Source organism: Cryobacterium sp. TMS1-20-1 (assembly GCF_004402355.1).
In the GTDB taxonomy this organism is placed as follows: domain Bacteria; phylum Actinomycetota; class Actinomycetes; order Actinomycetales; family Microbacteriaceae; genus Cryobacterium; species Cryobacterium levicorallinum.
Genome location: NZ_SOGF01000023.1, coordinates 35,428 through 48,622 on the forward strand (window position 1 = coordinate 35,428; position 13,195 = coordinate 48,622).

At 63.6% G+C, this 13,195-nt stretch carries 15 protein-coding genes; 9 read left to right on the forward strand and 6 right to left on the reverse strand.

Annotated features, from left to right (window positions below; all coding sequences use genetic code 11):
* Nucleotides 1–29: 29 nt before the first annotated feature.
* Both E3O45_RS04515 and E3O45_RS04520 read right to left on the reverse strand, forming a co-directional pair.
* Nucleotides 30–1,100, reverse strand: a complete 1,071-nt coding sequence (locus E3O45_RS04515; protein WP_134442082.1) for a glycosyltransferase family 1 protein — start codon at nt 1,098–1,100, stop codon at nt 30–32.
* Nucleotides 1,097–2,059, reverse strand: coding sequence for an alpha/beta fold hydrolase (locus E3O45_RS04520; protein ID WP_241985226.1), 963 nt, complete (start codon nt 2,057–2,059; stop codon nt 1,097–1,099). Before E3O45_RS04520 ends, E3O45_RS04515 begins: the two co-directional genes overlap by 4 nt.
* A gap of 118 nt (nt 2,060–2,177) precedes the next feature.
* Here E3O45_RS04520 and treS point away from each other — a divergent pair, with 118 nt between their 5' ends.
* The 4 genes from treS (at nt 2,178) to E3O45_RS04540 (ending at nt 6,353) form a co-directional block, all read left to right on the forward strand.
* The gene (gene treS / locus E3O45_RS04525; protein WP_134442086.1) at nt 2,178–3,875 is read left to right on the forward strand and encodes a maltose alpha-D-glucosyltransferase; all 1,698 of its coding nucleotides are present in this window, start codon (nt 2,178–2,180) and stop codon (nt 3,873–3,875) included.
* Nucleotides 3,876–4,018: 143 nt separating this feature from the next.
* Nucleotides 4,019–4,699 carry a GAF and ANTAR domain-containing protein gene (locus E3O45_RS04530; protein ID WP_241980491.1) on the forward strand — a complete coding sequence of 227 codons (681 nt, stop codon included), beginning with the start codon at nt 4,019–4,021 and terminating at the stop codon, nt 4,697–4,699.
* Nucleotides 4,700–4,728: 29 nt separating this feature from the next.
* The gene (locus E3O45_RS04535) at nt 4,729–5,442 is read left to right on the forward strand and encodes a GAF and ANTAR domain-containing protein (RefSeq protein ID WP_104132461.1); all 714 of its coding nucleotides are present in this window, start codon (nt 4,729–4,731) and stop codon (nt 5,440–5,442) included.
* Nucleotides 5,443–5,666: 224 nt separating this feature from the next.
* The gene (locus E3O45_RS04540) at nt 5,667–6,353 is read left to right on the forward strand and encodes an exonuclease domain-containing protein (protein ID WP_134442088.1); all 687 of its coding nucleotides are present in this window, start codon (nt 5,667–5,669) and stop codon (nt 6,351–6,353) included.
* A gap of 105 nt (nt 6,354–6,458) precedes the next feature.
* Here the strand turns inward: E3O45_RS04540 and E3O45_RS04545 are convergent, their stop codons facing one another.
* The 3 genes from E3O45_RS04545 to glgA form a co-directional block, all read right to left on the reverse strand.
* Nucleotides 6,459–6,710 carry a type B 50S ribosomal protein L31 gene (locus E3O45_RS04545; RefSeq protein ID WP_092448573.1) on the reverse strand — a complete coding sequence of 84 codons (252 nt, stop codon included), beginning with the start codon at nt 6,708–6,710 and terminating at the stop codon, nt 6,459–6,461.
* Between the two features lie 173 nt (nt 6,711–6,883).
* Nucleotides 6,884–7,666, reverse strand: a complete 783-nt coding sequence (locus tag E3O45_RS04550; RefSeq protein ID WP_134442090.1) for an ABC transporter ATP-binding protein — start codon at nt 7,664–7,666, stop codon at nt 6,884–6,886.
* Between the two features lie 97 nt (nt 7,667–7,763).
* Nucleotides 7,764–8,945 carry a glycogen synthase gene (gene glgA / locus E3O45_RS04555; protein ID WP_134442091.1) on the reverse strand — a complete coding sequence of 394 codons (1,182 nt, stop codon included), beginning with the start codon at nt 8,943–8,945 and terminating at the stop codon, nt 7,764–7,766.
* A gap of 79 nt (nt 8,946–9,024) precedes the next feature.
* On the opposite strand from glgA, the gene E3O45_RS04560 reads away from it, so the two are divergent.
* A complete protein-coding gene (locus E3O45_RS04560; RefSeq protein ID WP_134442093.1) occupies nt 9,025–10,269 on the forward strand; it encodes a glucose-1-phosphate adenylyltransferase in 1,245 nt (414 codons plus the stop codon).
* Entirely contained in the window at nt 10,266–10,919 is a 654-nt protein-coding gene (serB, locus tag E3O45_RS04565; RefSeq protein WP_134442094.1) for a phosphoserine phosphatase SerB, read from the forward strand. Before E3O45_RS04560 ends, serB begins: the two co-directional genes overlap by 4 nt.
* A 22-nt stretch (nt 10,920–10,941) precedes the next feature.
* On the opposite strand, the gene E3O45_RS04570 is transcribed toward serB, so the two are convergent.
* A complete protein-coding gene (locus E3O45_RS04570) occupies nt 10,942–11,652 on the reverse strand; it encodes a beta-ketoacyl-ACP reductase (protein ID WP_134442096.1) in 711 nt (236 codons plus the stop codon).
* Nucleotides 11,653–11,799: 147 nt separating this feature from the next.
* Between E3O45_RS04570 and E3O45_RS04575 the strand changes: the two genes are divergently transcribed.
* The 3 genes from E3O45_RS04575 (at nt 11,800) to E3O45_RS04585 (ending at nt 13,192) form a co-directional block, all read left to right on the forward strand.
* Nucleotides 11,800–12,075, forward strand: a complete 276-nt coding sequence (locus E3O45_RS04575) for a DUF3099 domain-containing protein (RefSeq protein WP_134442098.1) — start codon at nt 11,800–11,802, stop codon at nt 12,073–12,075.
* Nucleotides 12,076–12,218: 143 nt separating this feature from the next.
* Nucleotides 12,219–12,347: a hypothetical protein gene (locus E3O45_RS18345; RefSeq protein ID WP_370450307.1), complete on the forward strand. Its 129-nt coding sequence runs from the start codon at nt 12,219–12,221 to the stop codon at nt 12,345–12,347.
* Nucleotides 12,344–13,192 carry an SURF1 family protein gene (locus tag E3O45_RS04585; protein ID WP_134442100.1) on the forward strand — a complete coding sequence of 283 codons (849 nt, stop codon included), beginning with the start codon at nt 12,344–12,346 and terminating at the stop codon, nt 13,190–13,192. The genes E3O45_RS18345 and E3O45_RS04585 overlap by 4 nt, the downstream gene beginning before the upstream one ends.
* Nucleotides 13,193–13,195 lie beyond the last annotated feature (3 nt).

Below are 13,195 nucleotides of genomic sequence, written 5' to 3' on the forward strand. Positions count from 1 at the left end.
CACGGCATTAGGTCACGGACCGCGAACGGCTATGCCGGGGGCTCGGTACCTTCCAATACCTCGAGCAGGGTTCGGGCCGAAGCGGCCCAGGTGAACCGCGCCGCCTGATCGACTGACTGGGCCGATCTGGCCGCCCACTCCCCCGGCTCGGCGAGGCGCCGAACAGCCTTAGCAATGGAATTCTCGCTGCGAGGGTCGAAATACAGGGCGGCGACCCCGCCGATCTCCCGAAAAATGGGAATGTCGCTGACCACAACGGGGATGCCGAGGCTCATCGCCTCGACCAGCGGAATTCCAAAGCCCTCATCGAACGAGGCGGTCACCAGTGCGGTGGCCGAGCGCAACAGCCGGTGATAATCGGCATCGCTGACCCCATCGTGAAAGACCAGGCGCGCCTGCGGGGCGCGGCGGCTCAGCCGGGAACGTTCGGCTGCGGACACCCGGCTGAGCAGATGCAGCTCGTATTCCGGCAGGTCGGCCATGGCCAGAACCAGGGTGTCGAGGTTCTTGTACGGCATGAACGAGCCCATGTAGACGAGCCGGGTGGTCTCCGGAATGCTGCGATGACGCACCGCCCCCAGAGCGGGATCGGCGGCGTTGGCCACCACCGTGACCGGTCGCCGGGTGAGCCGGTGCTCTGCGATCAGCGTCCGGGTGGTCTCGGACACGGTCACGACGCCGTCGGCGCCGTTGAGCAGCATCCGCTGTGGCCACCAGGAGAGGTGGTAGGCCCGCCAGAGCAGACGGATAAACGCGGGCAGGTCACGCGGTGGTGTGCGGTTGCGGTAATAAATGAGGTCGTGCACGGTGAGAAACAGCCGATACTTGCGGCCCCACGAGCCCATGGTCTGCATCGGACTGAACACCACGTCGGGCTTCAACCGGTTGACCGACAGCGCGATCAGCGGTTCGAGCAGACTGGTCGGTGCCCGCACAAGCTGCCACGGCAAGGCCGGCAGCATCGCCAGTTGCCGATGGTCGCTGATCAGCATGGTGAGCGGATGCAGCCGGCCGAGTTCGGTCACCAAACCAGCGGTGTACCGGCTGATGCCGTCGTGCTGATCCAAGCGGACGTACCGGCAGTCGACCACGATTCTCACTCCGGTCGCTCCTCGGCAAGAAATTCACGAATGTAGGTGGCCGCCGGTTTCGGCGTTTCATAGTGGATGAGGTGACCCACGTTGTCGACGACGCGCAAGGTCGCGTTCGGGAACAAGCTCTGCAGCCGATATTGCGCGGCGAGCGGTGTGATGTCATCGCGGTCGGCCGCGATCAACAGCGTCGGTTGCCGAATGCGTGCCGCAAATTCGCTCACGTCGTGACTGACCGAAGCGGTGAACGCCGCCATGACCACCTGACGGTTTGCGAAGGCGCTGAAGTATCGATCGTGCTGGTTGTGGATCCAGCGCCGCAACGCCGGGTCCCGCGTTTTCGCCATGCTCACGCTCATTACCCGCACAATAGCCCGGTTCTGCAGCAGGGCGTAGCCCCACCGCTCCGGAAGGGATGCTGAGGCCCAGTAGTAGAAGACGGCCAGTCGGGTCAGAATTCCGCGCGGTCCGGACAATGCCGGGGCGGCGATCGGGTTGACCAGAACAACGTCGTCGGCGGCCAGCCCCTCGGCGACGGCCGCGGCGACCACGATCGACCCGAAGGAATGCCCGAGCACGACCAGACGCCCCGTGGGGGCCAGTACCTTCAGAAATTCGCGCAGCCAACGGGAGTATCCGGCCAGGGAATGGTCCCCGTCGGGGAGCGGCCCCGACCGGCCGAACCCGGGCAGGTCCGATGCGATGATGCGCAGGGCGGGAGCTGCGGCATCCGTTTCGACGGCCCTGGGCAATTCACCGGCACCGAGCAGCTCGGCCACGACCAGTTGCAGTCCGTGGTGATCGCCGCGAAATCCGTGCACGAGAACCACAGTGGTCGTGGCAGCGGGGTCGCCGTATACCCAGTAATGGGTGGCGCTGCTTCGCCCGTCGGCGCCGAGAACGCTTGCCGTGAGTTCGCGCACCGTCAGGCCAGCCAGGACTTTGTCGTAGGGAGAAGAAACGATCACCGGCCCTAGTTTAGGCGGGAGACTTCCGCAAAGCTGGACTTGAACCGGATCGCTCGATCTAGACTCAAGCCACGACGCGCAACGAGAGAGAGCCCTTTGCGGGGACGGAAGGACAGCCGTGAGTTTCACTGCACCCATTCAGTTACCCGGATTGGCCCTCGACCCGCTGTGGTATCGCCGCGCCGTCTTCTACGAGGTGATGGTTCGCTCCTTCGTAGACAGCAACGCCGATGGATCCGGCGATCTCTCCGGGCTGGTATCGAAGCTCGACTACCTGCAATGGCTCGGAATCGACGCCCTGTGGATTCCGCCGTTCTTCAACTCTCCGCTGAAAGACGGCGGTTACGACGTGGCCGACTACCGCACGATTTTGCCGGAGTTCGGTACCCTCGAGGAATTCAAGGATCTCGTCACCAAGGCGCACGAACGGAACATGCGGATCGTGATCGATTTTCCGCTCAACCACACCTCGGACCAGCACGAATGGTTTCAGCAGTCCCGTGAAGACCCGGATGGACCCTACGGCGACTTCTATGTCTGGAGTGACACCGACGAGCGGTATCCCAACATTCGCATCATCTTCACCGACACCGAGGAATCGAACTGGGCGTTCGACCCGGTACGTCGGCAGTTCTTTTTTCACCGCTTCTTCTCGCACCAGCCCGACCTCAACTTTGAAAACCCGGCCGTGCAGGAGGCGATCTTCGACGTCATCCGCTTCTGGCTCGACCTCGGCGTCGACGGCTTTCGACTCGACGCGATCCCCTACCTGTTCGAGTCCGAAGAGGGCAACGGTGAGGGCGAGCCGCCGACTCACGAGTTCGTCAAACGTCTGCGGGCCATGGTCGACCGCGACTATCCTGGCCGAGTCATGATCGCCGAGGCCAACCAATGGCCCCGCGAGGTCGCCGCCTTCTTCGGCACCGAGGAAGAACCGGAATGCCACATGGCGTTCGACTTTCCGGTCATGCCACGCATTTTCTACTCTTTACGCTCCCAGCAGGCCAACGAACTGGTGCGCGTGCTCTCCGAAACGACCGACATCCCCGAGGGCGCCGGTTGGGGCGTATTCCTGCGCAACCATGACGAGCTCACCCTCGAAATGGTCAGCGAGGAATACCGGCAGGCTATGTACGGCTGGTACGCCTACGACCCGCGGATGCGCGCCAATATCGGCATCCGCAGACGGCTCGCTCCGCTGCTCGACAATTCGCGGGCCGAGCTGGAACTGGCCCACGCCCTGCTGTTTGCCCTGCCCGGCAGCCCGTTTCTTTACTACGGCGATGAGATCGGCATGGGCGACAACATCTGGCTGCCCGACCGGGACAGTTCACGCACGCCCATGCAGTGGACCCCCGACCGCAATGCCGGTTTTTCGGATGCCGATCCGGGCAAGCTGTTTCTGCCCGTTGTGCAGTCCCTCGTCTACAACTTCACTCAGACCAACGTGGAGTCGCAGCTGGCCCAGTCTGGGTCGCTCCTGCACTGGATTCGCAATGTGATCCACGTGCGCAAGGCACACCAGACCTTCGGACTCGGCACGATCCGCGTGCTCAATACCAACCACGAATCGGTGTTGGTGTTCACCCGCAGCTACGCCGGCTCCGGCTCAATGTTCGGCGACCAGCCCGAAACCGTGCTGTGCGTGTTCAGTTTCTCGCACAACCCGGTCGCGTTCACGATCGACGACGTCGACATGGCCGGAACGCGGTTGTACGACCTGTTCGGTGGAGCAGTCTTTCCGAGCTTCAACGACGAGGGATCGCTCACGCTCACCCTGGGTGCGCAGAGCTTCTACTGGCTGCACTGCGGTTGACACGCAATTAAACGAATGCTGCGGCAGATAAACCAGTGCTGCGAGCTCGGCAAAAGCTCATCCGCTGTCCTTGTTGCCGCAACCGATGGCACGTATCCTTAAGACCAGCAAGCTGTCGTCCTAGGTCTGGAGGCCGGTCGATCGTGCCTGAACTGTCCAGCTCAGATTGTGGCGTCGAAGACGTGGCGCTGTGCGCCAAATTTCTCGACGCGTTGCCGGTCACCGGTGCTGCGGTTTCGGTGTTTGGCGGGGCCGTTCCCGAAACGGTCGTCTGCGCCACCGATGGGCTGGCCGCTCGCCTCGATGAGCTTCAGTTCGATTTGGGCGAAGGCCCCCGGTGGGAGGCGGCGCGCACGCGCATTCCCGTGCTGGAACCTCGCGTGCGCGAGGGTGAGCATCCGCTCTGGCCGGTCTTTTTCTCGGCACTTTTGGACACCGAGGTGGAGGCGCTCTACGTTTTTCCACTCACCCTCGGCGCGCTCGATGTGGGCATCGTCGAGCTCTACAGCACCACCTCCGGAGCTCTGGATCGCACCGACCGAGCGAAAGCACTGGTCCTGGCCAACCAAACCGCCTGGAACCTGTTGGATCGGCTGCTTCGGGTCAAGGAATCCACCGCGTCAGCGACGATTACGGAGGCTTCTCCCCTGTCGAGGCGGGAAATTCATCAGGCCACCGGCATGGTGCTCGTGCAGATGAATGTCACGCCGACGGATGCGCTGCTACTCCTGCGCGGGCACGCGTTTGCGCACGGCAAGACCGTGCGCACGATCGCCGGTGACGTGGTTGCGCGGCGGTTGCAGTTCACGCCGGAAACCGAGTAAAAAAACAGGAAAGGTCATAGAATTAACCCATGGTCACTCAGACTCGCGCCTCGATGGTGAGCGCCGCCTTCGTGAAGTTGACGGACACTCTGGTGGGCGAATATGACGTTCTCGACGTGCTGCACACCCTCGTCGAGGAATGCGTTGAGTTGCTCGACGCCTCAGCTGCTGGCCTCCTGCTGGCCGATCCGAGCGGCGAGCTGCAGGTCGTCGCCTCAACCAGCGAGGAAAGTTATCTCGTCGAAGTTTTGCAACAGCAGGCCGGCGCCGGGCCGTGCGTTGACTGTTACCTCACCGGCAAGGTCGTCACCATGGGCGATATCGCCGCTTCCGGCGATACCTACCCCGTTTTCAAGGCGGCCGCGCTGTCCCAGGGTTTCCGCTCGGTGCACGCCATTCCCATGCGGGTACGTAACCGGGCGATCGGCGCTCTCAATCTGTTCCGTACCGAGACCGGCGATGTCACACCCGAAGACGCTGCTATCGGCCAGGCCATGGCTGACGTTGCAACGATCAGCATTCTGCAGGAACGCACCGTGCGCGAAGACGCCGTGGTCAACGAACAGCTGCAACGTGCCCTCAACAGCCGCATCGTGATTGAACAGGCCAAGGGGGTCATCGCCCAGCTCAGCACCGTCGACATGGACGAAGCCTTCAAGAGATTGCGAGCGGATGCCCGCGCCCGCAACCACACCATGCGCGAGAGCGCCGAGAACGTCATCAACCGTCGCATTCGTCTCTAACGAATTCCCCGCCGATAGCCGACCCACTCCGGGACGCAACCAGGTTGGTTGCTGGCAACAGACACTGCGGCGCCGAAGTCCAGCATCGTGCCTCGCGTACCGACCGCCTACGCCGGACGTGACCCACCCGCAACTCCTGGGTCGATCTCAGCGCTTGCGGCCAGTTCTCTCGCCGGAGAGTGGCGCCGCGGAAGTGTGTCGGTGGTCGGCCCTAGGGTTGAAGTATGAGCACCTGGAGCGATCACCTCGCCGTATTCGACCTTGAGACCACCGGCATCGACGTAGAATCCTGCCGCATCGTGTCGGCCACCGTCGCAGTCCTCGACGCGAGCGGCACCGCCGTTGAGCGCATCGACTGGCTCGTCGATCCGGGCGTTGAGATTCCCGCCGGTGCCACCAACGTGCACGGCATCACGACCGAGCACGCCGTGCAACACGGTCGCGACGCCACCGAAGCCGTCGCCGAGATTGTTGCGGCACTTCGCGCGCACCTGGCCGACGGACTGCCCATCGTCGCCTACAACGCCCCGTACGACCTCACCCTGCTCAATCGTGAAGCCGTGCGCTATGGCATCGCCCCGCTCGTCTCCCCCAGCCCGGTGGTCGACCCCCTCGTCATTGACAAGGCCGTCGACAAGTACCGCAAGGGGAAGCGCACCCTCGAGGTGACGAGCGCGTTCTACGGTGTCAGCCTCGATGAAGCGCACGATGCCGGAGCGGATGCGATCGCCGCCGGCCGGGTCGCCCAGGCGATTCACCGCGCGCACCGCGTGGCCCTGCCGACCACCCTCGATGAGATGCACGCCCTGCAGGTCACTTGGTATCGCCAGCAGGCCGAAAGCTTTCAGGAATACATGCGCCGCGGCCGCGATCCCGAATTTTTGGCCGATACTGCCTGGCCCCAGCGCTAACTAGGACCAGCGCTAACTGGGACCAGCGCTAAGCAACCAACTCCAGATACGAAAAAGCGACCAGCCGAGGCTGGTCGCTTTTTCGTTGGAACTAAAAAACAGGTGCTATTTGCCGAAACCCTTGTAGCGCGAGTTGAACTTCTCCACGCGTCCGGCGGAGTCCATGATGCGCTGCTTGCCCGTGTAGAACGGGTGCGACTCGGAGGAGATTTCCACGTCGATGACCGGGTACGTGGTTCCGTCTTCCCACTCGATGGTCTTCTTGCTGGAGACCGTCGAACGAGTCAGGAAGGTCGCACCGGAGGCGAGGTCGCGAAAGACCACGGGAGCGTACTCGGGGTGGATGTCAGACTTCATGAGAATTTCCTTTTGCACTTCTGGTGAACAGACTTGTAACTGGTCACAGTGCTGTTCGAATGTTGGGCCCGCAGCCCCAGGAGGCGACAAGCTGGTTGGCCAAATGGCCAGCCACTAACTTTAGCAGAACACCGTGGCTTTGGAGCGCTGGGCGCGCGGCGAAAGCAACCGCCCTAGATCGCTCGTGCCGCGTAGCGTCCATCTGTCTCGGTGAGCTCAATCTTGAGACCGAAGGTCTCGCTGAGCGCCGTGGCGGTGAGCGCCTCAGCGATCGGGCCGGCGGCGACGATCTTGCCCTGCGACAACAGCAGTACGTGCGTGAATCCGAGGGGAATTTCTTCGACGTGATGGGTCACCATGATGATGGCCGGAGAGTTCGTCTCGCGGGCAAAACCACTCAGCAGCTGCAGCAGGGATTCCCGGGCACCGAGGTCCAGGCTCGCGGCGGGCTCATCGAGCAGCAGCATCTCCGGATCGGTCATGACCGAGCGGGCGATTTGCACCCGCTTCTGCTCGCCGTCACTGAGGGTGCCGAACTTGCGATCGGCGAGGTGATCGAGGTTCCATTCCTGCAGAACGCGCTGGGCACGGCGTTCATCGATGGTTTCATATTCTTCATTCCAGCGGCCGGTCACCGAGTACGCGGCCGTCATGACAACGTCGATGACCTTTTCGTTGCCGGGAACCTTGCGCGCCATGGCGGTCGAAGCGAAGCCGATACGGGGCCGCAGCTCGAAGACATCCGTTCCACCGAGGGTTTCATCGAGCACCTCGGCCTGCCCGGTCGACGGGTGCATGAAGGCGGCGGCGATCTGCAACAGGGTGGTCTTGCCGGCACCGTTGGGGCCGAGAATCACCCAGCGTTGGTCGTCGTCGACGCTCCAATTCACTGAGTCGAGGATGGCGGTGCCACCCCGGACGACGGAGACGTCGGTGAAATGCAAAACGTTGACCATACAGCCATGTTATCGGGCGCCGCGCTTGCCGACAGACCGTGCGAACATGCCTCGGCGCGTCGCAGTGGGACGCGCCGAGGCAGCAGATACGGCCAGCTCAGAGCAGGGCGGCGTAGATCTCCCGTGTGCGGGTGGCGATCTGAGCCCAGCCGAATACTTGCTCGGCACGGACCCGACCGGCGCGCCCCATCTCGGCCGCGCGAGCCGAATCGCTCACGACCTCGGTGAGGGTGCGGGCCAGGTCGGCGACGAACTGTTCGGGGTGCAGGGGCGTTCCGGTGCCGTCGGTGAGCTGCTCGATCGGCACGAGACGTCCGGTTTCGCCGTCAGCGACGACCTCGGGGATTCCACCGGTTGCGGTACCGACCACGGCGAGGCCGCAGGCCATGGCCTCAAGATTGACGATTCCGAGGGGCTCGTAAATAGACGGGCAGACGAACACCGTTCCCTGCGTCAGGACCGCGGCGAGCTCGTGCTGGGCCAGCAGCCGGTTGATCCAGACCACGCCGGAGCGTTCCTGCTGCAGGGATTCGACACCGGCCGTGACCTCGGCGAGAATTCCGGGCGTGTCCGGTGCGCCCGCGCACAGCACCAATTGCACCTCCGGCGGCAGCAACTGCGCCGCACGCAACAAATAGGGCAGCCCCTTCTGTCGGGTGATGCGCCCCACGAAGACGACGGAGGGGCGCTCGGGGTCTATTCCCAGGCCGCGCACAAAATCGTCATCCGTGGTCGGTTTCCACCGCTCAAGATCGATACCGTTGTAGACCGTGTGCACCCGGCTGGCGTCGAGTGCGGGGTAGCTGCGCAGGATATCGCGACGCATGCCGTCGCTGACGGCGATCACAGCATCCGCTGCTTCAAAGGCGGTTTTCTCGATCCAGCTCGACACCCGATAGCCGCCGCCGAGCTGCTCGGCCTTCCACGGTCGCAATGGCTCCAGGCTGTGCGCCGTGACCACGTGTGGGATGCCGTGCAGCATTTGGGCGAGGTGCCCGGCCGCATTCGCGTACCAGGTGTGAGAGTGCACCAGATCGGCGCCAGCGGCGTCCTGCGCCATCTGCAGGTCGACCCCGAGGGTGCCCAGGGTTGCATTGGCGTCGGCCAATTGCACAGGAATGTCGTAGGCGAACGTGTCGAGGTCGTCACGCGGCGCGCCGAAGCACCGAACGGACACCTCGATGTCCTGTCGGAGCGCTCGCACCAGTTCGGTCACGTGCACACCGGCTCCCCCATAGATTTCCGGGGGGTATTCCTTGGTCATCAGATCCACTCGCATGGAGCAAAGGTAGCAAAGGGCGACACGGCGCACAGCCATGTTGCTAGTCGGCTTGCCGGGGAGGCCCTACTCTGTACACATGAAGGCCAAGAAGATCTTTGGAATCGTGCTCGCGGGTGGTGAGGGAAAACGGCTGATGCCGTTGACCGAAGACCGGGCGAAGCCTGCCGTCCCCTTTGGCGGGCATTACCGCCTGGTGGATTTTGCCCTCTCCAATCTGATCAACTCGGGCGTGACCCAGATCGTCGTGCTGACGCAGTACAAGTCACACAGCCTGGACCGCCACGTGTCGCAGACCTGGCATGTCTCCGGTGGGTTATTCAACTCGTACATCGCCTCGGTGCCGGCGCAGCAGCGCCTCGGCAAGCGCTGGTTCAGCGGCTCCGCCGACGCCATTCTGCAGAGCCTCAACCTCATTCACGATGAAAAGCCCGACATTGTCGTCGTGGTCGGTGCCGACCACGTCTACCGCATGGACTTCAGCCAGATGATCGACGCCCACATCGCGTCGGGGCTGTCCGCCACCGTCGCGGCCATTCGCCAGCCGATCGGTCTCGCCGACCAGTTCGGCGTCATCGAAGTGGATGCCGCCACCCCGGATCGAATCAGCGACTTTCGCGAAAAGCCCAAAGATGCCGTCGGACTCGCCGATGCCCCGCACGAGGTATTCGCCTCGATGGGCAACTACGTCTTCAACACCGACGCCCTGATCGAGGCCGTGCTGCGTGACGGTGAGCGCACCGACTCCAGCCACGACATGGGCGGCGACATTATTCCCGATTTCGTCTCGCGTGGCGACGCCGGCGTCTATGACCTGAAGCGAAACGAAGTACCCGGGTCGACCGATCGCGACCGCTACTACTGGCGCGACGTGGGAACGATCGACTCGTTCTTTGAGGCGCACCAGGACCTCATTTCGGCCCTGCCGGTGTTCAACCTGTACAACCAGAAATGGCCGATTTTCAGCATGCAGTTGAATTCGCCGCCGGCCAAGTTCGTGCGCGACGGCCAAGGCGCCCTCGGCACCATGATCGACTCGATCGTGTCGCTGGGCTGTGTCATCTCCGGCGCGCACATCGAGCGCAGCGTGCTCGGCCCCTGGACGTCGATCGGCTCCGCCTGCGAGGTCGTGGACTCCATCATCTTCGACCGGGTGCAGATTCGACCCGGCGCCATCGTGCGGCGCGCCGTCCTCGACAAGGAAGTCATCGTCGAAGCTGGCGCCACCGTCGGTGTCGACCGGGATCGTGACCTGGCGCGGGGCTTCAGCGTGACCGAATCCGGCATCACCGTCGTCGGCAAGGGCGTGCTCGTTACTCCGTGATCCTTAGCTGCGCAGCACGTTTTCTCGTCGTTCTGGACGCCGACTCCACCCTCATTCAAGACGAGGTGATTGAGTTGCTCGCGGATGCCGCAGGCGTGCGCGAACGCGTCGCCGAAGTGACCGACCGTGCCATGCGCGGTGAGCTCGACTTTTTCGAGAGCCTGCGTGAGCGGGTGTTGACCCTGGCGGGGCTGCCCGAGAGCGTTTTTGTCGACGTGGGGCGACGCATCCGCCCGACCGACGGCGTACACGAGCTGATCGCGGGCATTCATGCCGGCGGTGGCGTGGTCGGGGTGGTGTCCGGCGGCTTTCATGAGCTGCTCGACCCGCTGGCCGCCGAGCTGGAGCTGGATCATTGGCGGGCTAATCGGCTTGAGGTACAGGCCGGCCACCTGACCGGTCGCGTTATCGGACCGATCATCGACGCCGAGGCCAAGGCTGTCGCCCTGCGCGAATGGGCCGCACAGGAGCAGATCGCGCTCGCGCAGACTATTGCGGTCGGGGACGGTGCCAACGACTTGCGCATGATGGACGCGGCCGGACTCGCCGTCGCGTTCAACGCGAAACCGCGGGTGAAACGTGAGGCAGACCTGGTGATCGACCTGTGCAACCTCAGCCAGGTGCTGCCGCTTCTCGGCCTGCGCGGCTGACCGGACAGCTGCAAAAGGACGGTCAATGCCCCATGCCGAGGCCGCCGTCGACGGGAATGACCGCACCGGAAATGTAGCCGGCATCATCGCCGGCCAGCCAGCTGACGACGCGCGCAACCTCGCTCGGCGTAGCGAACCGGCCGGCCGGAATATTGCGTTTGTAGTCGACCTGCTGCGCTTCGGGCAGGGCAGCGGTCATATCGGTTTCGATGAAGCCAGGGGCGACCACGTTCGCGGTGATTCCGCGGGCTCCGAGTTCGCGGGTGACCGAGCGGGCCAGGCCGATCAGGCCGCTCTTCGACGCCGAGTAATTCACCTGCCCGGCCGAGCCGTACAGGCCGACGACGCTGGAGATCAGCACGATGCGCCCGAATCGGGCCTTGAGCATCCCCTTGCTCGCGCGCTTGACCACGCGAAAGGCACCACTCAGGTTGGTGTCGATGACGGCGGTGAAATCATCCTCTGACATGCGCATGAGCAGGGTATCGCGGGTGATTCCGGCATTGGCCACGACAACCTCGACCGGGCCGTAGGTCGCTTCGATCTCGGTGAAGGCGGCGTCAATGGATGCGGCGTCTGTCACGTCGGCCCGCACTGTGAGGCTGCCGGACGGTCCATGACCGGAGCGGGACGTCACGGCAACCCGATGTCCCTGGGCCAGAAACTCCTCAGCGATGGCGAAGCCGATTCCCCGGTTGCCGCCGGTGACGAGCACTGTTCGAGTCGTTGTCATGATGTTCCTGTCCTGGTGCGCTGGGTATCGTAGATCGGGTTCAAGGAAACACCCGGCAAATTCAAGTTTAAGGCGTGCCACAAAGTCGCCGGGCAGACGTATTCTTGAAGAGGTGGAGTTTCCACCGTAGACGAACCCGATGGACCTATGAAGCAGCAGTCGATCACCTCCCTCCCCGCCTCCCCCGAGGTTGAACGCCGCAACCGAATGATCAAATACTCGATTGCTATGGGAGTGCGTGTCATCTGCATTGTGCTCATGCTTTTCGTACAAGGTTGGTGGCTCGTGGTCTGCGCGCTCGGCGCCATTCTGCTGCCGTACTTTGCCGTCGTGGTTGCGACCGTGAAAATTTCTCCTCCGGCAGCAGAAGTGCTCCGGCCCGGCGGCATCGAGCTCTACCGCGGCAACGACGAGGTCAAGTGAGTGCTGACGCGGTTGCTGGCGGCAGTCCGATGATAGGTCTGGGTCGACCTCTGGAATCTACGACTTGTTCGCGGGCGGACTGCCGCGCTGCAGGAAGGTGGCGGCTGGACTGGCGCAACCCGCGCATCCACTCTGCAGATCGGGTGAAAACCTGGCTGGCCTGCGACGAACACGTGGACTACCTGCGCGAATTCCTGGCCGCACGGGACTTTCCGCTGACGGTGAGCGCACTCGTGCCGTGCACGCCCGACTCCTCCGGAGCTCAGCGATGACGGGCTGGAAGTTCGCCTTCAGCCGCCGCTGGGCCGGGTATCTCGTGCTGACCATGCTGTTCGCCGCGGTCTGCGCCGGGCTGGGGTTCTGGCAGCTGGCCCGCCGCGATGAGGCACTGACCGAGCTGTTCAAGATCGATTCCAACTTCGACTCGAACCCGGTGCCCGTCGCCGAGGCTCTTAAAGACCTCGCCGCCTTCGACGAATCGCAAAAGTGGATGCCGGTGGAACTGACCGGAACCTACCTCACCGCTGACGAGATGCTCGCGCGCAACCGCCCGCTCAACGTAAACCCGGGCTTCGAAGTACTGACCCCGTTGCTGCTTACCGACGGCACGATCTTTATCGTCAACCGCGGCTGGCTGCCCACCGGGCAGGAACAGGATGCTCCTGACACCGTTCCGGCGGCGCCCTCCGGAACGGTCACCGTGGTGGCCCGGCTCAAGGCCAGCGAACCTGATCTGCCCGGCCGCACGGCCAGCGGCAACCAGGTCGCGACGATCAACCTCACTACCATCGCCGAACGACTCAATGCCCCGACCTATACCGGCGCGTACGGCCTGATGGACACCGAGAGCCCCGCGGCGACCGAGAAGCGCCCGGCCGCCGTGCTGAAACCGATCCGCGATGAGGGCCCACACCTGTCCTATGCGTTCCAGTGGTTCGTATTCGGGCTGCTCGCCTTCATCGGACTCGGCTGGGCCCTGCGCGAAGAATACCGCAGCGTCAATGCTGAGGACCCCGAGGAGCGCGAACGCGCCGAGGAACGCGCCCGCAAGCGCGCGGCGAAGCCACGCAATGATGCCGAGATTGAAGACGAGCTGCTGGACCGGCAACGGGGCTAGCCA